Source organism: Rhodococcus cercidiphylli, from assembly GCF_033042225.1.
Lineage (GTDB): Bacteria > Actinomycetota > Actinomycetes > Mycobacteriales > Mycobacteriaceae > Rhodococcoides.
Genome location: NZ_JAWLKE010000014.1, coordinates 38959 through 60010 on the forward strand (window position 1 = coordinate 38959; position 21052 = coordinate 60010).

At 65.1% G+C, this 21052-nt stretch carries 23 protein-coding genes; 11 read left to right on the forward strand and 12 right to left on the reverse strand.

Annotated elements, in window-relative coordinates; all coding sequences use genetic code 11:
* Positions 1–35: 35 nt before the first annotated feature.
* Positions 36–788, reverse strand: coding sequence for an SWIM zinc finger family protein (locus tag R3P95_RS25405; RefSeq protein WP_317549849.1), 753 nt, complete (start codon positions 786–788; stop codon positions 36–38).
* Entirely contained in the window at positions 788–3619 is a 2832-nt protein-coding gene (locus R3P95_RS25410; protein WP_317549850.1) for a DEAD/DEAH box helicase, read from the reverse strand. The genes R3P95_RS25405 and R3P95_RS25410 overlap by 1 nt, the downstream gene beginning before the upstream one ends.
* Before the next feature lie 80 nt (positions 3620–3699).
* Here R3P95_RS25410 and R3P95_RS25415 point away from each other — a divergent pair, with 80 nt between their 5' ends.
* The 3 genes from R3P95_RS25415 (at position 3700) to R3P95_RS25425 (ending at position 6263) form a co-directional block, all read left to right on the forward strand.
* The gene (locus tag R3P95_RS25415; RefSeq protein WP_317549851.1) at positions 3700–4605 is read left to right on the forward strand and encodes an NADP-dependent oxidoreductase; all 906 of its coding nucleotides are present in this window, start codon (positions 3700–3702) and stop codon (positions 4603–4605) included.
* Positions 4606–4750: 145 nt separating this feature from the next.
* A complete protein-coding gene (locus R3P95_RS25420) occupies positions 4751–5425 on the forward strand; it encodes an HNH endonuclease family protein (protein ID WP_149408077.1) in 675 nt (224 codons plus the stop codon).
* A 10-nt stretch (positions 5426–5435) separates the two neighbouring features.
* Positions 5436–6263: a shikimate 5-dehydrogenase gene (locus R3P95_RS25425; RefSeq protein WP_317549852.1), complete on the forward strand. Its 828-nt coding sequence runs from the start codon at positions 5436–5438 to the stop codon at positions 6261–6263.
* A 1-nt stretch (position 6264) separates the two neighbouring features.
* Here the strand turns inward: R3P95_RS25425 and nagB are convergent, their stop codons facing one another.
* The 3 genes from nagB to R3P95_RS25440 are packed head-to-tail and all read right to left on the reverse strand — an operon-like array spanning position 6265 to position 9506.
* A complete protein-coding gene (gene nagB / locus R3P95_RS25430; protein ID WP_317549853.1) occupies positions 6265–7077 on the reverse strand; it encodes a glucosamine-6-phosphate deaminase in 813 nt (270 codons plus the stop codon).
* Positions 7078–8262 (reverse strand): N-acetylglucosamine-6-phosphate deacetylase, encoded by a 1185-nt coding sequence (locus R3P95_RS25435; RefSeq protein ID WP_317549854.1) that lies wholly within the window; start codon positions 8260–8262, stop codon positions 7078–7080.
* A complete protein-coding gene (locus R3P95_RS25440; RefSeq protein ID WP_068048343.1) occupies positions 8259–9506 on the reverse strand; it encodes a PTS transporter subunit EIIC in 1248 nt (415 codons plus the stop codon). Before R3P95_RS25440 ends, R3P95_RS25435 begins: the two co-directional genes overlap by 4 nt.
* A 175-nt stretch (positions 9507–9681) precedes the next feature.
* Between R3P95_RS25440 and R3P95_RS25445 the strand changes: the two genes are divergently transcribed.
* Together R3P95_RS25445 and R3P95_RS25450 are read left to right on the forward strand one after the other, a co-directional pair.
* Positions 9682–9912, forward strand: a complete 231-nt coding sequence (locus tag R3P95_RS25445; protein WP_032393491.1) for a glucose PTS transporter subunit EIIB — start codon at positions 9682–9684, stop codon at positions 9910–9912.
* Positions 9909–10370: a PTS sugar transporter subunit IIA gene (locus R3P95_RS25450; protein ID WP_317549855.1), complete on the forward strand. Its 462-nt coding sequence runs from the start codon at positions 9909–9911 to the stop codon at positions 10368–10370. The genes R3P95_RS25445 and R3P95_RS25450 overlap by 4 nt, the downstream gene beginning before the upstream one ends.
* Positions 10371–10372: 2 nt before the next feature.
* On the opposite strand, the gene R3P95_RS25455 is transcribed toward R3P95_RS25450, so the two are convergent.
* Positions 10373–11116, reverse strand: a complete 744-nt coding sequence (locus tag R3P95_RS25455) for a GntR family transcriptional regulator (RefSeq protein WP_170945949.1) — start codon at positions 11114–11116, stop codon at positions 10373–10375.
* Positions 11117–11298: 182 nt separating this feature from the next.
* On the opposite strand from R3P95_RS25455, the gene R3P95_RS25460 reads away from it, so the two are divergent.
* Positions 11299–12516: a benzoate/H(+) symporter BenE family transporter gene (locus tag R3P95_RS25460; RefSeq protein WP_317549856.1), complete on the forward strand. Its 1218-nt coding sequence runs from the start codon at positions 11299–11301 to the stop codon at positions 12514–12516.
* Between the two features lie 10 nt (positions 12517–12526).
* Positions 12527–13000 carry an acyl-CoA thioesterase gene (locus R3P95_RS25465; protein ID WP_149408053.1) on the forward strand — a complete coding sequence of 158 codons (474 nt, stop codon included), beginning with the start codon at positions 12527–12529 and terminating at the stop codon, positions 12998–13000.
* Between the two features lie 4 nt (positions 13001–13004).
* Here the strand turns inward: R3P95_RS25465 and R3P95_RS25470 are convergent, their stop codons facing one another.
* Both R3P95_RS25470 and R3P95_RS25475 read right to left on the reverse strand, forming a co-directional pair.
* Entirely contained in the window at positions 13005–14030 is a 1026-nt protein-coding gene (locus R3P95_RS25470) for a phosphotransferase family protein (protein WP_094669475.1), read from the reverse strand.
* A gap of 114 nt (positions 14031–14144) precedes the next feature.
* Positions 14145–14459, reverse strand: coding sequence for a hypothetical protein (locus R3P95_RS25475; protein WP_317549857.1), 315 nt, complete (start codon positions 14457–14459; stop codon positions 14145–14147).
* Between the two features lie 593 nt (positions 14460–15052).
* On the opposite strand from R3P95_RS25475, the gene R3P95_RS25480 reads away from it, so the two are divergent.
* Positions 15053–15766 carry a hypothetical protein gene (locus tag R3P95_RS25480; protein ID WP_317549858.1) on the forward strand — a complete coding sequence of 238 codons (714 nt, stop codon included), beginning with the start codon at positions 15053–15055 and terminating at the stop codon, positions 15764–15766.
* A 43-nt stretch (positions 15767–15809) separates the two neighbouring features.
* Here the strand turns inward: R3P95_RS25480 and R3P95_RS25485 are convergent, their stop codons facing one another.
* From R3P95_RS25485 to R3P95_RS25495, 3 genes are read right to left on the reverse strand one after another with little or no spacing between them, the layout of a single operon-like run.
* Positions 15810–17231: an NAD(P)(+) transhydrogenase (Re/Si-specific) subunit beta gene (locus tag R3P95_RS25485; RefSeq protein ID WP_317549859.1), complete on the reverse strand. Its 1422-nt coding sequence runs from the start codon at positions 17229–17231 to the stop codon at positions 15810–15812.
* Positions 17231–17554: an NAD(P) transhydrogenase subunit alpha gene (locus R3P95_RS25490; protein WP_068048360.1), complete on the reverse strand. Its 324-nt coding sequence runs from the start codon at positions 17552–17554 to the stop codon at positions 17231–17233. Before R3P95_RS25490 ends, R3P95_RS25485 begins: the two co-directional genes overlap by 1 nt.
* Entirely contained in the window at positions 17554–18672 is a 1119-nt protein-coding gene (locus R3P95_RS25495) for a Re/Si-specific NAD(P)(+) transhydrogenase subunit alpha (RefSeq protein WP_068048363.1), read from the reverse strand. The genes R3P95_RS25490 and R3P95_RS25495 overlap by 1 nt, the downstream gene beginning before the upstream one ends.
* A gap of 245 nt (positions 18673–18917) precedes the next feature.
* Here R3P95_RS25495 and R3P95_RS25500 point away from each other — a divergent pair, with 245 nt between their 5' ends.
* Complete coding sequence (locus R3P95_RS25500; protein WP_394855348.1) at positions 18918–19367, forward strand: HIT family protein; 450 nt, start codon at positions 18918–18920, stop codon at positions 19365–19367.
* A complete protein-coding gene (locus R3P95_RS25505) occupies positions 19364–20008 on the forward strand; it encodes a Type 1 glutamine amidotransferase-like domain-containing protein (RefSeq protein ID WP_317549860.1) in 645 nt (214 codons plus the stop codon). Before R3P95_RS25500 ends, R3P95_RS25505 begins: the two co-directional genes overlap by 4 nt.
* A gap of 24 nt (positions 20009–20032) precedes the next feature.
* Here R3P95_RS25505 and R3P95_RS25510 read toward each other — a convergent pair whose 3' ends face one another.
* Complete coding sequence (locus R3P95_RS25510; protein WP_068048371.1) at positions 20033–20344, reverse strand: hypothetical protein; 312 nt, start codon at positions 20342–20344, stop codon at positions 20033–20035.
* Between the two features lie 192 nt (positions 20345–20536).
* Between R3P95_RS25510 and R3P95_RS25515 the strand changes: the two genes are divergently transcribed.
* Complete coding sequence (locus R3P95_RS25515; protein ID WP_269595613.1) at positions 20537–21052, forward strand: DUF3558 domain-containing protein; 516 nt, start codon at positions 20537–20539, stop codon at positions 21050–21052.

Below are 21052 nucleotides of genomic sequence, written 5' to 3' on the forward strand. Positions count from 1 at the left end.
CCTATAGTCGGATGTCCACGTAAGTCCAGAAGTCGTCACATTCGGTCGTAGAACTGCCTCAGATCGGCACCGGCGCGACTGACCTCGGCCTCGGAGGAGCCGTCGGCGCGGAAGATTCGACGCAGGATCAACGGATCGAGATCGTCCATCGCCGGAGCGAACGACACCTGGGGAAGTTCGGGGAACGACGCGCGATCGCCGAACCAGTCATCGGGGTCGAACTCGTCGTCCCCGTCGCCGACGCCCTCGATCAGTTGATCGAGATCGACTCCACGCATCGTCAGGATGGTGGCAGCGGATGCGTCGATGTGCTCGGCGGCGATGTACATCAGCGCCGCCGCGTGTTTGCAGGGCCACCCGTCGTCGGGGCACGTGCAGTCGAAATCGAGCTGCCCCTTGTCGTGCGGCAGCAACACCGACGCCAGCGCCTGCGGAATGGCGTTGGAGGCCAGCTCGGCCAGCATGCCGGGGTTCGAACGCACCCGGCCGACCAGTGCGGCAACCTCACCCTGCGTGAGCGGGTCGACGGTGACCGAGGCCGAGAACGGCTCGAGCTGACTGCCCTGCACCTCGCCGTATATCTGCCCGCGCTCGACCCCGAGAGTGAGCACCTGCCCTTGGCGCGCATACGTTCTACCCCGAGCGATCCGGCCCGGATCCGCGAGGTCTTCCATGGCTGCCACGAAATGCCTGCCCCACCACGTCTGCCCGAAGGCGCCGCGCTTGTTTCTGGACTCGATGCCGCCCTTGGCTTTTCGACGCTTGGCGTACTGCGAGAAGTCGACCATCACTCCCCCACCGCATCCTCACTGAGGCGGAACAGTTCCTGCAGCTCCGCGGTGTCCATCTCGGTCACCCAGTTCTCGCCGGTGCCCACCGCCAGATTCGCCAGGTCCTGCTTGGAGACGAGCATCGAGTCGATCCGTTCCTCCACGGTGCCCACGCACAGCAGTTTGCGCACCTCGACGTTCTTGCGCTGCCCGATGCGGACGGCCCGGTCCGTCGCTTGATTCTCCACCGCCGGATTCCACCAACGATCGAGATGAACGACATGGTTGGCGGCCGTGAGGTTCAACCCGGTGCCGCCGGCCTTGAGCGAGAGCATCATGATCGGTGGACCGTCGTCGCTCTGGAACTTCTCCACCATCTCGTCGCGCTTGGCCTTGCTCACCCCGCCGTGGAGGAACGGCACCTCGGTGCCGAACCGTTCGGCGAAGTAGGGTGCCACGAGCTCACCGAACTCCCGAAACTGCGTGAACAACAACGCTTTCTCATTGTCGCCGAGAATCGAGTCGAGCATGTCCTCCACCAAGCCGATCTTGCCGGAACGATGCTGCCCCCTCTTGAGCACCGGCGAGCCGTCGGACAGGAAATGGGCAGGGTGATTGCACACCTGTTTGAGACGAGTCAGCGCGGACAGCACCGCGCCCTTGCGCTTCATGCCCTTCGCGTCGGCGATCTGCGCCATCATCTCGTCGACGACCGCCTTGTACAGCGCAGCCTGCTCGGCCGTGAGGTTGGTGCGCACGGTCATCTCGTTCTTCTCGGGCAGATCCGAGATGACCGTCGGATCGGTCTTGACGCGGCGCAGAATGAACGGCGACGTGATGGCGCGCAGACGGGAAACCGCGTTCTCGTCGTTCTCGCGCTCGATCGGAACCGAGAATCGCTTTCGGAAATCCGACGGCCTACCGAGCATGCCCGGATTGGCGAAGTCGAGAATGGACCTCAGCTCGTCGAGACGATTCTCGACCGGCGTTCCGGTGAGCGCCAGCTTGTGATCCGCGGGGATCGCGAGCGCCGCCTTGGCCTGCACGGTGCCCGAGTTCTTGATGTGTTGCGCCTCGTCGAGGACCACACGACGCCACGTCTGCTCCGCCAGCTGCGCGCGATCCTTGGCCATCAGCGCGTACGTGGTGACGATCAGATCGTGCTCGGCGATCGCCCGGTCGAGCTCCTCGTCGCGTAGTCGCGTCGGACCGTGGTGTACCAGAACCCGCAGTGCCGGAGTGAATTTCGCCGCCTCACGCTGCCAGTTTCCGACCACCGACATCGGTGCCACCAGCAGCGTCGGCGTCGCACTCTTCTCGTGCGCGAGCAGTGTCAGCACCTGCAGCGTCTTGCCCAGCCCCATGTCGTCGGCGAGTACCGCCCCGAGACCGAGCCGGCTCATGAACGCGAGCCAGTCGAGTCCGCGTTGCTGGTAGGGCCGCAGAGTCGCGTTCACACCGTCGGGCACCGGGATGGTTTCCGGAACCGCCCCGGGTTCGAGCAACGTTGCCGCCCAGCCGGTGGCGCGGATGTCCTGGACCGGAGCAGGTGGCGGATCGGCCAACGTCATCTCACGCATCAGCGTGCTGAGCGCAGTCCCGTCACCGTGATGCTCGGCGACGTACTTGGCGGCTCGCGCGAGCTGACCGCCGTCCGCGAGCACCCACTGACCGCGGAGCCGCACGAGATCGCCCTTCGAGACGGCGAGCCTGTTCATCTCCGCCTCGGTGAGCACCATGTCGCCGAGTTGGAGTTGCCAGTCGTAGGACACCAGTTCGTCCATGCCGACCGCCCGGTCGGCTGCCGCTTTCGTCACCGCCGGTGAATCGACGCGCAATCTCATCGACGGATCGAGCCTCGTCCAGGCCCGGGGAAGCAGAACCGTGGTTCCGGTGGCCTGCAGTGCCGTCGCACCGTGTTCGACGAGGTCGATGACCACCGACGTCGGAAGCAACAGATCCAGGGTGCCTTCCTGAGACGGCAGATCGCGCAGTCTCGGGTACGCCGCCACGGCCTCACCGAGCTTGCGGACAGCGATGGAGAGCAGCGTGGCATCGACCTTGCGGCTCATCGGAACCGGTCGCGGCGCTTCGCCGTCCGCGCGCAGACACACCTGCAGCGTCCAGTACGACTCCACCGCTTCCTCGGAGGAACTGTCGACGGCGTCGTCGTCATCGGGTTCGAGCAGCCGGAGCACCAGTGAGGGTTCGTCGACGGTGAGGCTTCCGCGCCACTTCTCGAGCAACGCCGACATCTGTTGGGTGCCATCGGCATACGGGTCGTCGCGAACCAGAGCCGACAACAGTGGATGCTCCGAGTCGGGTCTACCCAGAACCGATCTGACGATCGGATCGGTGAGCTCCTCCACCATGTCGTCGAGAATCTTCTTGGGCCGCTCACCTGCGCGCTGCACCGACGGCATCGCGACGGCGAGTTCGCTGAGCCAGGCACGTTGACGCTCGCCCCCGACCAGACGCCACCGTGGCCACCACTGCCCGTCCATCAACTTCAGGGCCGGAACGACGCGACCGCCGCGGACCCAGCGTTCGATTCCGCGGGCGACATGCGCCAGGTAACGGAGGTCACCGGAGATCGCCGCGTGGTCCGGCGGCGTCCGCAACAGCAGATCGGCTCCGTCGTGCGGGGCGAGTGCGATGGCCGGAACCTGCACCGGGGCCTGCGCGGTGGCGGCGCGTCCGGGTGCCGGAAACGACACCGCAGCACGGTGCCGAAACGTTCTGGTGAGCACGTGCGCGTGGGTCGGCGGCAAGTCGGGCTCATCCCCGGTGGTGATCTCGTCGTCCCACAGCATCAGCCCGGCACCGGGAGACCAGAGACCGTGCAGCATCGGTCCATCCAATCAGCAAGCACCGACAGACTTCAGGTGAGGCGCTTCGAGCGAGTCGCTGGGTGAGGCACAGTATGTACATGATCGCGTACGGCTTCAGTGAATACGGCGGACCCGACACCGAATACCTTCTGGACCTACCCGTCGCCGAGCCGGGACCTGGCCAGATTCTCGTCGCGGTCCAATCCGCCGGCGTCAATCCCGCGGATTGGAAGGTGCGGGCGGGCAATCGCAAGGACACCGTGCCGATCACCCTGCCTGCGGTTCTCGGCCGGGAAGTATCGGGCACGGTCGTGTCGGCCGGTGCCGGTGTGGCCGACTTCTCGGTGGGCGACCACGTGTTCGGAGCCACCGCGTCGGGATACGGAGGCTATGCGCAGTACACCGTGCTCAACGCGTCGAGCACAGCCCACAAGCCCGAATCCGTGTCCTGGGCGGCCGCAGCCACTCTGCCGGTGGCCGCCGGGACCGCATACGACGCGCTGGCGCGGCTCGCCGTGGGCACGGGTAATTCCATCCTGGTGCTCGGCGCGGGCGGCGGCGTGGGTTCGACCGTTCTGCAACTCGCGCGAGCCGACGGTATCGACGTTCTCGCAGTCGCGAGTACGGGCAAGCAGGAGTGGATCGAGAGCCTCGGAGCCGAATTTCTCGCGTCCGGCGCCGATTTCGTCGACTCGCTGTCACGACCGGTGAACGGCATCATCGATCTCGTCGGGGGCGAGAGCTTGCGCGCCGCCGCGACCGCTGTGACGGCGGGGATACCGATCGTCAGCGTTGCCGACCCGGTGCTCGCGGCGCAGTGGGGTGGTTCCGGTGTCGATCGCGACCGCACCACCGCGGCATTCGCCCGGCTGGCCGACCTGACTGCGTCGGGCATCATTCGTCCGCGTATCGACCATGTGTTCCCGCTCGAGCGTGCGGGTGAGGCTCTCGCCCTGGTCGAGGACGGGCACGTGCTCGGCAAGGTCGTGGTCGAGGTTCGCTGATGCCGGGTTGGCGTGAGCGGAGAACTGTCGGTGCGTTCCGGCACACTGCTGTCACAAGGAACGACGACCGAGTACGAAGATCGACGATGGGGCGTGCGTGAGAAAGCTGTGGGTGGCGGTACTGCTGGTGATCGCTGCGGCCGTGATGGCTGTGTTCGGCTCGTGCGACCGGCCCGCCATCCCCGGTTTCTCCCCCGCCGAACCCGCTCCGGGTAGTCCCACTCGCACTCAGGTCGAGCAGTTGCTCGCGCAGGTTCGCGTGGTCGCCGCCAGGCCCGACGCCCTCGGCTACGAGCGCGGATGCAAGAGCGGCGAAGGGTGTGTGTTCGGCCCGGCGTGGACGGACGACTACGACGGGCCGGGTGGTCACGACGGCTGCGGTACCCGCGACAACGTCCTGGCGCTGTCGATGACGGAAGTCGAGTTCCGGGCCGGCACTCGCGACTGCGTCGTGCTGTCGGGTTCGCTCGCAGATCCGTACTCCGGTGAGCCGATGCAGTTCACCAAGGCCGATGCCGGAAAGATTCAGATCGATCACGTCTACCCCCTGTCCGCCGCGTGGGACATGGGCGCGAACACGTGGTTGCCCGACAAGCGAATTCGGTTCGCCAACGACGTGGCGTTCAATCTGCTCGCGGTCAACGGAGCCGACAATCAGAGCAAGAGCGACAAGACACCCTCGCAATGGTTACCGCCGAACGAGGCGTACCACTGCTTCTACGCGGGAAAATACCTGTCGGTCGCCGCCCAGTACGAGTTGCCGATCACCCAGGCCGATCAGGGTGTTCTCGCTTCGGTCGCCTCGACGTGCGCGGCGTAAAGTCTCAGCGATGGCACCAGCACACGCGCGCAGCTTCCTCGACCGTGAGACACAGCTCTGCATGTCCCTGTCCGGCCGACCGAGCAACATCGGAACACGCTTTCACAACTATCTCTACGACGAGTTGGACCTGAACTTCGTCTACAAGGCGTTCACCACCACCGACCTCGCCGCTGCGGTGGGAGGCGTTCGCGCGCTGGGCATTCGAGGCTGCGCCGTCTCCATGCCGTTCAAGGAAGATGTCATCGAATTGGTCGACGTGATGCACGAGTCCGCCAGCGCGATCGCATCCGTCAATACGATCGTCAACGAGAACGGCGTCCTGCACGCATACAACACCGACTACCAGGCCGTCGCGAACCTACTCGGCGCGAGTGATTTCTCGACCGACTACTCGGTGGCCGTCACCGGCAGCGGCGGTATGGCCAAAGCTGTCGTTGCCGCGCTGCGGGATTCGGGTTACACCCGGGGTACCGTCGTCGCCCGCAACTCGAACACCGGCCCTGCCCTCGCCGAGACCTACGGCTACGACTGGTCCGCCGAAGCGGTGGGCGCAGACCTGTTGGTGAACGTGACCCCGGTGGGAATGGCCGGCGGACCGGACGCTGATTCGGCACCGTTCACCGACGAGCAGATCGACGCGGCGAAAGCCGTGTTCGACGTCGTCGCCATGCCGTCGGAGACGCCGCTGATCGTCGCCGCTCGGGCCGCCGACAAACCCGTGATCACCGGCGCTCAGGTCATCGCCCTGCAGGCGGCAGAACAGTTCGTCCTCTACACCGGAGTCCGGCCGTCGGACGAACAGATCGCGCACGCATCGGAGTTCTCGCGCAGGTGACTCACAGGTGCTGCCACCGGGGCTTGTTGGCGTAGGCGTACCGGTAGTACTCCGCGAGTGCGAGCGACGACGCCGCGGACTCGTCCAACAGCACCGTTGCGTGCGGGTGCCATTGAATGGCCGACGCCGGACAGTACGCCGACAGCGGTCCCTCGACGGCCGCCGCCACCGCGTCCGCTTTCGACTCCCCCGTTGCGATCAACACGAGGTGGCGCGCCTCGTCGATGGTGCCCAGCCCCTGCGTCAGCACGTGATGCGGTACGTCCTCGGGAGAATCGAAGAACCGGGCATTGTCGACGCGCGTCTGTTCGGTGAGCGTCTTCACCCGCGTCCGCGACTTCAGTGAAGATCCGGGCTCGTTGAAGCCGATGTGCCCGTCGGTGCCGATTCCGAGGATCTGGACGTCGACGCCACCTGCGGCCGCGATCGCGGCGTCGTACCGCTGCGCCTCTGCCGCTATGTCGTCCGCTTCGCCGTCGGGCGAGAACACTGCGGCGTCGTCCAGGTCGACGTGGTCGACGAAGTTGTCTCGAATGAACGAGAAGTACGACTGCTCAGCGGTTTTCGGCAGTCCGATGTACTCATCGAGGAGGAAGGCACGACAGTGCGCGAACGACAGGCCGTCCTCTCGATGCCGCCGCGCCAATTCGCGATACGTGCCCACCGGGGTCGACCCGGTTGCGAGGCCCAGTACAGGAGTGGAGCCGGCGGAACGACTCAGGTTGCCGGTGGAGCCGGCTCGTACTATTCGTTCGACGATGTCGGCGGCCGTTCGATCCACTGCGTCGACCCCCTCTAGGATCACTACCTCCATCTAGCTGCCCTCTCCGATTACAGTTCCGCCTCTGATCACCTGCAGTGGCTCGAACGCCGCGTCGACCACCAGGACGTCGGCTCTCATGCCCTGTTCGAGGCAACCGATCTCGGAGTCGAGGCCGATCGAGGCCGCCGGAGTCGACGATGCAGCCCGCACGGCCTCGACCAGGGGCACGCCGGCGTCCAGCACGGCTCGGCGCACCAGGTCCAGCACGGTAGCGGTTCCGCCCGCGATCGGAGCGGTCTCGTTGTCTGCGTCGCGGGACAACCGTGCAACCGCGTGGCGGACGGTCACATCCAATGGTCCGAGTCGATAGCGACCGTCCGGCATCCCGGCTGCGGCCATCGCGTCGGACACCAGCGCGATCCGTGCGCCGCCGACGAGATCGAACACCGCACGCACGGTCTCGTCGGCGAGATGCACTCCGTCACCGATCAATTCGACCACCATCACGCTGCGCGCCGCGGCCGCCAGGCACTCGCTCACCGGGCCCGGCGACCGATGATGCCAGGTCGGCATTCCGTTGAACAGGTGCGTTGCTGTCATGGGGCCGTTCCCCAACGACTCGATACCGCGTCGGGTGGTGAGCGCGTCGGCGTCCGTGTGCCCGATGCTCGGCAGTATTCCGTTCTCCCGCAACATCTCTGCGATGACCGCGAACCCGTCGATCTCGGGTGCCAGGGTCATCGACCGCACCGCGCCGCGGCCCGCGCTCAGTATGTCGCGGAGCAGTCCGGGATCTCCGCTGCGCAGCGAGGCCGGATCCTGTGCGCCGCAGCGTGCGACGGCGAGAAACGGCCCCTCGAGGTGGACGCCTGCGATGTCACCGGATTCGTACAGACCGGCCAACAGCGACGTCTGCGCGATCAGCCGATCCGGCGGTGCCGACACCAGTGAGGCGAGCATCGTCGTGGTCCCGCGAGAGCGGTGATGCCGTACCGCCGTCATGAGATCGACGGCCGGTGAATCGGGAAACGACGCCCCAGCTCCACCGTGGCAGTGCAGATCGACCAACCCCGGGAGGATCGTCGAATTCGTTTGCGGGACGGCCGCACCGGGCCACGCCGATGTCGGCCCGACCCACGAGATCCGGTCTCCCGTCGACGCGACGACGCCGTCCTCGATCACCCCATCGCGCGTGACGACCCGTCCGCGGTGCGTCGTCGCAGTGGATGCGGTCATGCTCGATCGGGTTCGAGCACGGCGTCGTCCTCACGTCCGGGGGTGCGCAGGTTCCACTTCTTGATGACGAAGCTGAACAGGAAGTAGTAGATCACCGCGTACACCAGGCCGATCGGAATGAGCAGCCATGCCTTGGTGGCGATTCCGTAGTTCAGCAGGTAGTCGATGCCACCGGCGGAGAAGAAGAAGCCGTCGTGGATTCCGAGGGCATTGGTCAACGCCATCGAGGTTCCGGTCAACACTGCGTGGATGATGTAGAGCGGCCAGGCCACGAACATGAACGAGTACTCGAGCGGCTCGGTGATTCCGGTGACGAAGGCAGTCAGGCCGGTGGACAACATGATTCCGCCGACGATCTTCTTCTGCGACGGCTTGGCGTTGCGGTAGATCGCGAATGCCGCAGCGGGAAGGGCGAACATCATGATCGGGAAGAATCCGGTCATGAACACTCCGGCGGACGGGTCGCCGGCGAAGAACCGGTTCAGATCGCCGCGGACCAATTGACCGCTTGCATCCTGGTAGTCCCCCACCAGGAACCAGACGACGGAGTTCAGAATGTGGTGCAGCCCGGTGGGAATGAGCATGCGGTTGGCGAAGCCGTAGATTCCGCTACCCACCACACTGTGGTCGGCGACGGTGTTGCCCACCCATTGGAGAGCGCTGTAGAAGAGTGGGTACACGAACGACATGATCACGGCGACGACGAGACCGGTGATCGCCGTCATGATCGGCACCAGACGACGGCCGCTGAAGAAGCCGAGATAGTCCGGCAGCTTCTGGCGATAGAAACGCTGCCAGAGAATTGCCGAGAGCAGTCCGATGACGATGCCTGCCAACACGCCGTAGTCGATCACGGCCGGGTCACCGTTGGCATCGACCTCTCCGTCGAGCACGACCGGCGACATTGCCGTGAAGACGCCGTTCATCACCATGTAGCCGACCACCGCTGCGAGCGCGGTCGAACCATCGGACTTCTTGGCCCAGCCGATGGCGATACCGACCGCGAAGATGAGGGGAAGCCAGGTGAAAACCGACTGACCGGCGGCGGAGATGACCGCAGCAGTGGTCTCCAGTGCGCTGAATCTCCCCAGCAGGTCGTCCTGACCGAGCCGCAGGAGAATTCCGGCGGCAGGCAGAACAGCGATCGGCAGCATGAGGCTGCGACCGAACCGCTGCAGCCCGGCCAATGATCGTGATTCCTTCTTCGGCTCGGTATCGATCGAGTCCGTCTTCTTCGGGGTCATGGCGACCTTCTCTTCGAGGCTGGTCCTTCGAGGGCGATTTCGCTGTTGTGACCGGATGCCATCAGGGGTACTGTCCGGTCATTACCAGTTGTAGTTTGGCCAGGTGGCAGGCTCGTGTCAACCCGGCCGTGTGATCCACCCGACAGATACAAGCCGACAGAAAGCGAGAATCCACATGTCCAAAGCGGACGCGATCGTCGAAGGCCTCGGCGGTGCCGACAACATCGTCGAGATCGAAGCGTGCATCACTCGGCTGCGCACCGAGGTGAAGGACGGGTCGTTGGTGAACGAGGCGGCGCTCAAGGCGGCAGGTGCCCACGGCGTATTTCACAAGGGAACCGCCGTTCAGGTCATCGTCGGCCCCGAAGCGGACACGCTCGCAGAAGACATCGGCGACATCCTGTGAGCGCACGGGCGATCCTCAGCCCGGTTGCCGGGCAGGTCATCTCGCTCGCCGATGTGCCGGACCCGGTGTTCTCGGCGCAGATGGTCGGCTCCGGTGTCGCGCTGCGCCCGGCTCCGAGCGACGGGGCCGTCGAGGTTCGGTCACCGGTCGCGGGCACGATCCTCAAAATCCATCCGCACGCGTTCGTCGTCTTCACCGAGGACAAGGCGGGCGTGTTGGTGCACATCGGCATCGACACCGTGAAGATGAAGGGCGCGGGCTTCGAACTCGTTGCCGCAGAGGGTGATCGAATCCAGGCCGGCGACCTCGTCGTCACCTACGATCCCGCAGCGATCGCGGCGGCAGGCTACTCGGATGTCGTTCCGGTGGTTCTGATGGACTCGAAGCCGGATTCGGTCACGAGTGCGAGCATCGACAACACCGTGGCAGTGGGCGATCTTCTGTTCGAGCTGCCCTGATCTCACCGACGCTGCGGGGTGCGTCGCCCGCCTTCGACTTCCATCGACAGTTGATACCGATCGCAGCGGTACCAGCTCTCGGTGTGTTCGAGCGGCTCGTCGCCGCTGAAGGAGACGCGGTCGAAATACAGCACGGGGGCGCCGCGCTTGGTGCCGAGCAGAGTGGCGGTATCGCTGTCGGCCGCAGTGGCTTTGACGGTCTGCTCGGCCCGGTCGATGGTCAATCCGTAATGGATCTGCACGGCCTCGTACACCGATTTGCTCAGGTCGTGCTCGATGAGGCCGGGGAGCAGGGAAGCCCGGTACCACGCGTCGTCGACGCTGACCGGTTCGGCGTCGGCCAGTCGTAGACGCTTGACGTGGTAGGTCTGTTCTCCGTCGGCCAGGCCGAGTGCACGAGTCGTTGCCGCCGAAGGGCTTTCGAGCCGTGCGAACAGCACCACCGTGGTAGGCGTCAATCCCTGCGCGCGCATCTCCTCCGAGAACGACGCCAGGTGCAAACGAGACTGCACGGTGCGACTGGCCACGAACGTGCCTTTGCCACGCACCCGAACCAGGTGTCCGTCGTTGACGAGCTGGCCGATGGCCTCGCGGACGGTGATGCGGCTGACGCCGTAGTCCTCCATCAGTTTTCGCTCGCTGGGCATCAGATCGCCGGGTTGCAACTCCTTGGTGCAGCGGTGCAACAGAATCGCGCGAAGCTGTTCGTGCTTCGGAACCTGACTGTCCCTCAGATGTACGGGCATCACCACTGCGCCGGCCTTTCCGTCACTCGCCGACCCAGCGGTACGGACTGGTCCGGTCCAACCCAAAGACTACGTCACGTCGACCGTGCCCCGACAGCGTTCGGCCACCGACGCCGAGCGCCGACCCGGCGCGACGGGAAACGACGCGACAGGCGACGGCCCACAGTGCATCATCGTCAGTCGTGACCACTGCCGACGCCGCCGACAGACCGACGCCGCTCTCGACCCCCGTCAGCGCGGGAATCGTGGCATCACTGGTCGGCTTCACCAGCTCGTTCGCCGTCGTGCTGACGGGCCTGCGGGCGGTAGGGGCCAGCCCGACCGAGGCGGCCTCCGGATTGCTGGCGCTGTGTGTCACCCAGGCCGTGGGCATGATGTGGCTCGCGCGCAGATACAGACAGCCCATCACGCTGGCGTGGTCGACGCCGGGCGCTGCGCTGCTCGCCGGAACCGGCATGGTGGTCGGAGGGTGGCCCGCCGCAGTGGGTTCGTTCGTCACTGTTGGGGTGCTGATCGTCCTGACCGGCCTGTGGCCACGACTCGGCGCCGCGGTCTCGAAGATCCCGATACCACTCGCTCAGGCGATGTTGGCCGGAGTGCTGCTACCGCTGTGCGCGGCACCGGTCGTTGCATTTGCCGACTCACCCGCCCGGATAGCTCCGGTGGTACTCGTCTGGCTCCTGGTACTTCGATTCAACGCGCGATGGGCGGTTCCCGCTGCGTTCCTCGCGGCGGCTGCAGTCATCGCAGCGGACTTGATCGGCGGCGGCACACCCATCGCGGCATCCGATCTGATTCCTCGGATCGACTGGACGATTCCGCACTGGACGTGGCAGGCGACCGTCGGTATCGCGGTGCCGCTGTACATCGTCACCATGGCGTCGCAGAACATCCCGGGCACCACCGTCATGGCGTCGTTTGGCTACCGAATTCCTTGGCGTGCGTCGATGACCGTCACCGGAACCGGAACCGTCCTCGGGGCTTTCGCGGGTGGGCACACGATCAACCTCGCCGCGATCAGCGCTGCGCTCGCGGCGAATCCCGGTGCCCATCCGGACCCGAAGCGGCGTTGGCTCGCGGCTTTCTCCGCGGGCTCCTCGTATCTGGTGTTGGCGCTGCTGTCCGCGGCACTGGCAACCCTGGTTGCCGCAGCGCCTGCAGGCGTGGTCGAAACCGTTGCCGGACTTGCCTTGTTGGCAACTCTCGCGGCGTCGTTGTTCGGTGCACTCGAACATGCATCGGACAGGGAGGCGACCGTTCTGACGTTCCTCGTCGCCGCTTCCGGCCTGACGTTCGCAGGAATCGGCTCCGCATTCTGGGCACTGGTGGTCGGGCTGGTGGTCCGTGCGATCCTGCGTCGTCGGTCCCCGGCGACGCCCGCTCCCGACGCCACTGGTTAGGGTCACGTTCATGACCGATCAGGTGAACCCAGGGCCGGAGTTGTCGCACGCATCGGACTTTCCGGCTCTGTGGCCCGTGACGACGCGATGGGACGACAACGACCATTACGGCCACGTCAACAACGTCACCTACTACGCGTATTTCGATACCGCCGTCAACGGTTGGTTGATGGAGACGACGGGACTCGATATCCGGACACTGCCGGCGATCGGAGTCGTCGCCGAAACCTCGTGCCGCTACCTGTCCGAGCTGAGCTTTCCGGATCGCCTTCAGGTGGGCTTGGCCGTCGAGAAGCTGGGCACACGAAGCATCGTGTACTCGCTCGGGTTGTTCCGCGAAGCCGGCGACGATGCGTTGGAGTTGGCGGCGAGGGGTCGATTCGTACACGTGTACGTCGATGGGGTCACCCGTAAGCCGGTGGCGATTCCGCCCGAAATCGAGAGCGCAGCGCGCACTTTGGTGATCGGGACCGCGTCGAGCTGACCGACTACAGGCCGATCTCGTCGGCCGTACGCAATGCCCTGGTGACGATGTCGTCGATGAGCGTCGTGGTCGGCCCGCCTGCCACGGCCCGGTTTCGCGAGTCTGCTTCCATCCGGCGCATGACGCCTTCGGCAATGATCGAGAGCTTCCACAGCGCCAACACCTGCCAGAATCCGACGTCGGAGACGTCGCGCCCGGTGTGCTGCGCATACGACTCGACAAGCTCGGCCCTGGTGGGAAAGCCCGGCAGAGTCGACGCCATGAACGGACCGGCGACCCCGTCGTCGGCTTGCGGCCAGTAGGCCAGCAGACCGCCGAGGTCCGCCAACGGATCTCCGAGTGTGCACAGCTCCCAGTCGACGACCGCCGCGACACGGCCGTCTTCGCGGGCCGTGATGACGTTGCTGAGGTGGAAGTCGCCGTGCACCAGGGTCACCTCGTGCTGCGGAGGAATCCCCGCTGCCAATCGAGTTGCCAGCGAATCGATACCGGGTACGTCGCGAGTGCGCGAGGATTGCCACTGCTTCGTCCACCGGGCGAGTTGGCGAGCGGCGTACGGTTTGTGACTGGCCAGATCTGCCAGACCCGCGGAGTCGAGATCGACGCGGTGGATGTCGGACAGCGCCACCGTGAGGCCGAGTCCGATGCGGCGTCGGTGATCGGGGTCGAGTTGTTCGGCTGCCGCCACCGAGTCGACGACGATCCCGTCGACGAAACTCATCAGCACGAGCGGGACCTCGGACACCGAAGGATCCTCGGTGATCGCAATCATCTTCGGAACCGGCACCGCCGTGTTCTGCAGGCCGGACAGAATTCGATGTTCGCGCACGACATCGTGTGCGGAGGCCAGCAGATGCCCCAGTGGTGGACGTCGAAGCACCCAGTTACTGCCACCGGCGTCGCGGACGGCGTAGGTGAGATTGGACTGACCGTTGCCGATCCGCTGGAAGGTGAGGGGCGAGGTTGCGCCTATCCCCAATCCTGCGATCCAGGTCGATACTGCGTCTTCGTCCAGTCCCACTGCGCCCATACAGAACCCTCACTTCGCCGCGCGACACCGTTGTCGACTGCCGTCATCGGAATTCGACCGATAGTAGCGAAGCGGAACCTGCCCTGATGCGAAAGACTCCGGGCCCGGGACGAGTCAGCTGGCGCGCACGAACGCGGGGACCAGATCCGGTGCTGCGGCCGGCACCGCTGCGCCGCGCTTGGCGGCGATTTCGTCCACTTCACCGATCAGCATTGCGACCAGCGTCTCCGGTTGGGCCGCCCACACCGAGGAGATGTTGCGCACCTCGGCCGGAGCGAAGAGGCCGCTGTTGGTCAGCGCATCGATCCACTCGGCGACGGCCTCGGCGGTGGGCTCGGGCACCGTGGATCGGTCGAGAGTGTCCGCCTCGAACTCGTTGCAAAAGAAGGCGCGGACCATGTCGAGCTGTCCCTGAGACATTGCGGTCATGTTCTTCTCCTTCGAGTGTCCGGCGTCCGTAGTTGTCGAATACCCCGTGCCGACGGGTTACGACGGGTAGCACGGTCCGTTTCCAGATCGTTATCGTTTGGGCTGTAACGTTCGAATGCGGGTTTCCGATGCGGCTGAAACTACGCCTTTCCGGTGGGTCTCGCCCAGGGTGAACTGGACTATGTGAGTATCGTCACACAGATTTACCCATCCGATCAACGCTTTGCAACGAAGTCATAGTTCGCTTTACGAACTGCTGTGACGGGGAACAATGCGAGTACAAACGCCCAGCTGAGAGGGCCGAGGCCCGACCCGGGGTGCTGTTCGGCACTCGGACATGAGCACCACCGAATCGAATCCACTCCGCTCCATTGCAGGTCAGAGGATTGTTCGGACGCATGAAAGCATGCTCGTGCACCTGCATTTGACGCTGAAACAAACTTCGAGAATTTGACGAGGCGGACTCTGCCCCTCGACGATTCATGGTTCCGCACACGCGACCCGGTGTGATCGAATCGTTACCAGAGCAGTGATCAGCCGGTTCCCAAGTTCCTCACATCCTCCGTTCAGCAGGTTCTGGCACCGTGGCACCCATGCCACCACCGAGCCTGGACTCCGGACCGATTCGCGCGTCGACCGACGCAAAGACGACTGCGCTGCCGTCCAGCACCTCGAGCCGCAGACGCAGGCGAGCCGTCATCGCGCGCTCGGCCGTGTCAGGCGCCTCTGCGGTCCTGCTGCTGATCTTCCTGATGTGGGCACCGCACCTCGCAACCACGACGTCCTGGGAATCGACCCCGGCCGCGGCACTGGCCGCTCATCTACTCGATGCGATCGATGTGACCGCGGTGTTGATCGCCGTAGCCGCGCTCGCCGTCGTGGCGCTGATACGCAAGCTGCCGTACGGAATCGGGGTGGTGATCGCCTGCACCGTCGGTGCCGTCGTGACCAGTGCGATCGCTCGCGAGATCATGGGAGCGTCGATGCCGTCCGCAGACCTTCCTAGCGGTCAACTCGTCGCCGTGGCCTCGCTGCTCGGAGCTGCATCCATGGTGGCGTCCGCGGCGTGGCGGCCCGTGATCCTCGGTCTGGGAACCGTCGCAACACTCGCGGTGGCGGCGGCCGCCCTGATCGTCGGATCCGCGTCCATTACCGGCATCGTGAGCGCCGCATCGATCGTGTTCGTGTGGTGGCCGGCGTGCTCGATCGTCATGCTCTTCTCGCCCGATGCAGCTGCCCGTGAAGCGCGCAACCCGATCGATACGGCCGCTCTGGCCGTTCGACGCAAGACGGGGCGCTCCCGGTGACGAACAACCGGAGCGCCCCATCGGTACTGCTGACTGCCCGTGACTAGAGAGCCTTGAGCTCCTCGGTCACCTCCGAAACCGATTTCTTCGCGTCGCCGAACAGCATCGAGGTTCCCTCGGCGAAGAACAACGGGTTCTCGATGCCTGCGAATCCGGACGACATCGACCGCTTGAGAACGATGACCGACTTCGACTGATCGACGTTCAGGATCGGCATCCCGTGAATCGGGCTCGACGGATCGTTGCGCGCCGCCGGGTTGGTCACGTCGTTCGCGCCGATGACCAACGTGACGTCGGTACGGGCGAACTCGTCGTTGATGTCGTCCATCTCCTTCATCGCGTCGTATGCGACGTCGGCTTCGGCAAGGAGCACGTTCATGTGCCCGGGCATACGACCGGCGACGGGGTGAATGGCGTATTTGACCTCGACACCCTTCGATTCCAGCAGCTTGGCCATGTCCTTGACCGCGTGCTGCGCCTGCGCAACGGCGAGGCCGTATCCGGGAACGACGATGACCTGGTTGGCGTACGCCATCTGGATGGCAGCGTCGGCTGCAGAGGTGGCCTTCGCCGTTCCGCCGCCTGCGCCCGCAGGACCTGCAGCAGCGTCGCCTCCGCCGAATCCACCGGCGACGATCGCCGGAATGGAACGGTTCATGGCCTTGGCCATCAGGTTGGTCAGGATCGTGCCGGACGCGCCGACGATCATGCCGGCGACGATCATCGCAGTGTTGTTGAGCGCCAGGCCTGCGGCCGCCGCAGACAGACCGGTCAGAGCGTTGAGCAGCGAGATGACGACCGGCATGTCTGCGCCGCCGATGGGCAGCACGACCGTCAGACCGAGAATTCCGGCGAGTACGAGAACCGCAACGATCCACCACTGCGACACCCCGCCGCCCGGAGTGGCGTTGATGCCGATGACCACGGCGGCGGCCACAGCACCGATCAGCAGCAGAGCATTGAGCGGCTGCTGCAACTTGCCGATGGTGATGGGCGAGCCGGGCAGGGTCTCCTGCAGCTTGAGGAACGCGATCAGCGATCCCCAGAACGAGATCGACCCGATGATGGCCGCGAACAGCGACCCGATGACGATGTGGACCGTCGGCGATTCACCGTGCTTGAAGTTCGAGAATCCCGACGTGTCGAGGAATTCCGCCCACGCGATCAGCGCAACCGTTCCACCGCCGACGCCGTTGAACAGGGCCACCAACTGTGGCATCGCGGTCATCTTGACTCGGCGAGCAGGCGGGATACCGAGCGCGACGCCGACGACCAGGCCGACGACGATCAGAATCCAGTTTTCGGTATCGCGAACAGAGATCAACGTCGCCACGACGGCGAGGAACATGCCGACAGCGGCGATCTGGTTGCCACGCACGGCTGTCTTCGGTCCGGTCAGACCCATCAGTCCGTAGATGAACATGCCGAAGGCGACGATGTAGAGAATGTTGACGAGATTGTCCATCAGGAGTCAGCACCCTTCGTGGCCTTGGCAGGAACGGGCTTGGACTTGAACATGCCGAGCATGCGGTCGGTGACCACGAATCCACCGATGACGTTGACCGTTCCGAACACGAGAGCGACGAACAGGATGACCTGCAGGCCGATGGACGGATCCTCGACCTTGCCGAGCACCACCAGGGCGCCGAGCACGACGATGCCGTGGATGGCATTGGTTCCCGACATCAACGGGGTGTGCAAGGTGTTGGGCACCTTGGAGATCACCGCGAAGCCGACGAACCCGGACAGCACCAGGATCGCGATGTTCGCGAGCAGCGGGGTGTACATCAGTTCTCCTTCTCACGTGTCACGCAGGCACCGGCGAGAACCTCGTCCGAGAAATCCGGAGCGAGCTTGCCGTCGACCAACATGAGTTCGAGCAATGCCGAGATGTTCTTCGAGTACAGCTCGCTGGCGTGCTCGGGCATCGAGGCCGGCAGGTTCAACGGGGAGCAGATGGTGACGTCGTGCTTGACGACGGTCTCGCCGGGCTCGGTGAGTTCACAGTTGCCACCGGTTTCCCCTGCGAGATCGACCACGACGCTGCCCGGCTTCATGCCCTCGACGGCCGCGGCCGTGACCAATCGCGGGGCGGGTCGTCCGGGGACCAACGCGGTCGTGATGACCACGTCGAATCCCTTGATGGCCTCTTCGAGAGCCTTCTGCTGTTGCACCCGCTCGTCTTCGGTCAGCTCACGCGCGTATCCGCCCTCGCCTGCGGCGTCGATCCCCAGATCGAGCCACTGCGCGCCGACGGAGCGAACCTGATCCGCCACCTCCGGACGCACGTCGTATCCGGTGGGGCGGCCGCCGAGACGCTTCGCGGTGGCGAGCGCCTGCAGACCTGCCACGCCGACGCCCAGAACCAGCACGGTAGCGGGCTTGACGGTGCCCGCGGCGGTGGTGAGCATCGGGAAGAACCGGGTGGACTCCGACGCTGCCAACAGCACGGCCTTGTAGCCGGCGACGTTGGCCTGAGAGGACAGTGCGTCCATCACCTGCGCCCGTGAGATCCGCGGGATCGCCTCGACGGCGAAAGCCTGTACTCCGGCCGCCTTCAACGCCCCGATGCTGTTCTCCGCGTTGCGCGGTGCCAGAAATCCGATGAGCGTCGAACCCGACGTCAGCTTGGCGATCTCGGCGTCGGACGGCGGCGCGACCTTCACCACGACGTCGGCCGACCATGGATCACCGATGGTCGCTCCGGCGGCGACGTACAACTCGTCGGGAATCAGAGCGCCGAGACCGGCGCCGGACTCGACGACGATCTCGACGCCCTTGCCCGCCAGGGAGGCAACGATCTTGGGCACCAGAGCGACACGACGTTCGCCCTCCCCCGATTCCCGAACCACACCGACGACAGTCGTGGATCCCGAACCCTTCTCAGTGCTCTGCGATGTATCCAAATCTCCGTCTTCCTGCGTTGAATGGTGTCCACGAATCGACCAACGGCTCCGAGCCTGCGACGAGCGGACGAACCCATGCGACAAGGCACAAGGTCCCTGATAGTAGCCAGAGGAGACAGACCGCGGGTAGCCCGGAACACAGTCCGATTCGTTCTGAATCGAGTCCGTTTCGACATTCCTCGGCCACGGGGAGCGCAATTGTGATGCGCGCCATATGGGTCTATCGGTGATGAACGGACCCTACAGTGACAACCGTGGAACCTTGCATCTTCTGTGCCATCGTCGCGGGCGACGCTCCCGCGCATCGCGTGTTCGAGAACGACCATGCTGTCGCGTTTCTCGACATTCGGCCGGTCACTCGCGGCCACCTGCTCGTCGTTCCGCGCGAGCACGCCACCGATCTGAATGCGACCCACCCGGACGCGGCCGCAGACGTGTTTCGCGTCGGGCACACGCTGGCGCGCGCGGTCCGGCACTCGGACCTGCGCGCCGACGGAGCCAATCTCGTGATCAACGACGGTAAGGCCGCATTTCAGACGGTCTTCCACCTGCATCTGCACGTGGTGCCTCGTTGGCATCGGGACCGCTTCCGGTTCGCGGCCGGCTTCGTGACACGTCGTCTGAGTGAGCCCGAGCGTGTCGCGGACGCCGTTCGTGTCGGGTTGGCCCGGCTCGATGGCGAACCGACGGCATGAAGCTGTTCCTGTCGTCGTACCGATTCGGTGGCCACTCCGACGTTTTCGTCGAGCTCACCGGCCCACCGTCCGATCTCGCCGTGATTGCGAACGCATCGGACGCGTGGCCGCGCGCCGCTCGCGAATCCTCGCTCACAAGCGAGTTCGTTCCGCTGCGGGCGCTCGGGTATCGGCCTGCCGAGCTGGATCTGCGCGAGTACGTGGGTCGGCCCGCTGCTCTCGAGCGCGCCCTCGACGACTTCGGCGCGGTGTGGGTTCGCGGGGGCAATACGTTCGTCCTGCGCGCTCAACTCGCCCGCTCGGGCGCAGACGAGGTCATCGCCGAGCGTGTTCGGCGAGGATCGATCGTGTACGGCGGATACAGCGCGGGCGCGTGTGTTGCCGCACCGTCGTTGATCGGCGTCGAGGACGCGGACGACCCCGGCGAGGTTCGGCCCGCAACAGGTGTCGATCCGGTGTGGACCGGACTGGGCCTGGTCGGTTTCTCGATCGTCCCGCACCTGAATTCCGTTCTGGACGAGAACGATTCGGGGCAAGCAACGATGCAGCGCCTGCGCAGGGACGGCATCGACTGCCGTGGGTTGACCGACGAACAGGCCATCGTCGTCGATGCGTCGGGAACGCGTGTGCTCGGTAGTTGACCGTCCTTCGGCCCGGGCGAGTCTTCAGCCCAGGCGAGCAAGTGGAGCGAGCCGGTCCAGCGAGGACCACGCCAGCGAGCACCGTCTGGCGGTCATTTCGTCCGCGTCGAGCACCAGCATGTCGAACAACTGGCGAGGGGCCTGATGCCACGAGTCGGCAATCTGCGCGATGGCTGCTCGATCGAAGAGCCCCGACTGTGTCAACGCCTGAACCCACTCGTCGATCTCGCCTCGGTGAATGCGCTCGATGGTGTCGTATTCGATTCCGCCCCCGAGAAATTCGTACGAGAACATCGCGGCCACGTAGTTCCAGGAGTCACTTCCGGGATCGATCATGGTGCAGCCTCCTTGTCGACTCGCACCGCGTGGAGTGCGAGGTTCGCTGCGCTGGACGCTAGCGTGGCGAACTACAAATTTACGTGTCGACGACGCATCGATCTGGTAACGCCTGAGGCTGGTGTTACTGATGTGACTCACTTCCATCAAACGCTCACCCTCTCCCCGACGGGGTGGGTAAAGTCCGAGTTCGTGCGCACCCGAGCCGTTGCAGCCTTGATCGCTGCGGTCGCATGCGGGCTGTTCGGATGCTCGAACACGCCGGCCACCGAGGCCGGTCCGGATACGTCCGAGACGGCCGACCGACCCATCACCGAAGAACTCTTCGTCGGTGAATGCGGCTCGATGGACGACGCCGAAGTGCAGGAACTCACGGCCGTATCCGACCTGACGGCGGTGTCCGAGAACGCCATTCGTTGCCGCTGGGAATCCACGAGCGGCGCGTACGCGATGTTCACCTGGTACCGCGGCAGCCCCATCGACCGAGAGAGTTCCGTGGCCGAGGCCGTCGGTCGCACCATCGAGCGCATCGATGTGGACGGTCACCCTGGATTCACCGCCGCGGCGTCGGGAGCGTCGTGCGAGGCCGGAGTCGAGAACGGGGACGGCTTCGTGCACTGGTCCGTCAACTTCGTGGTCGACGGCCCCCGCGATTCCTGCGACGTCGTCGAGGATCTGGCCAGAATCACGATCTCGAAGGCGAAGTAG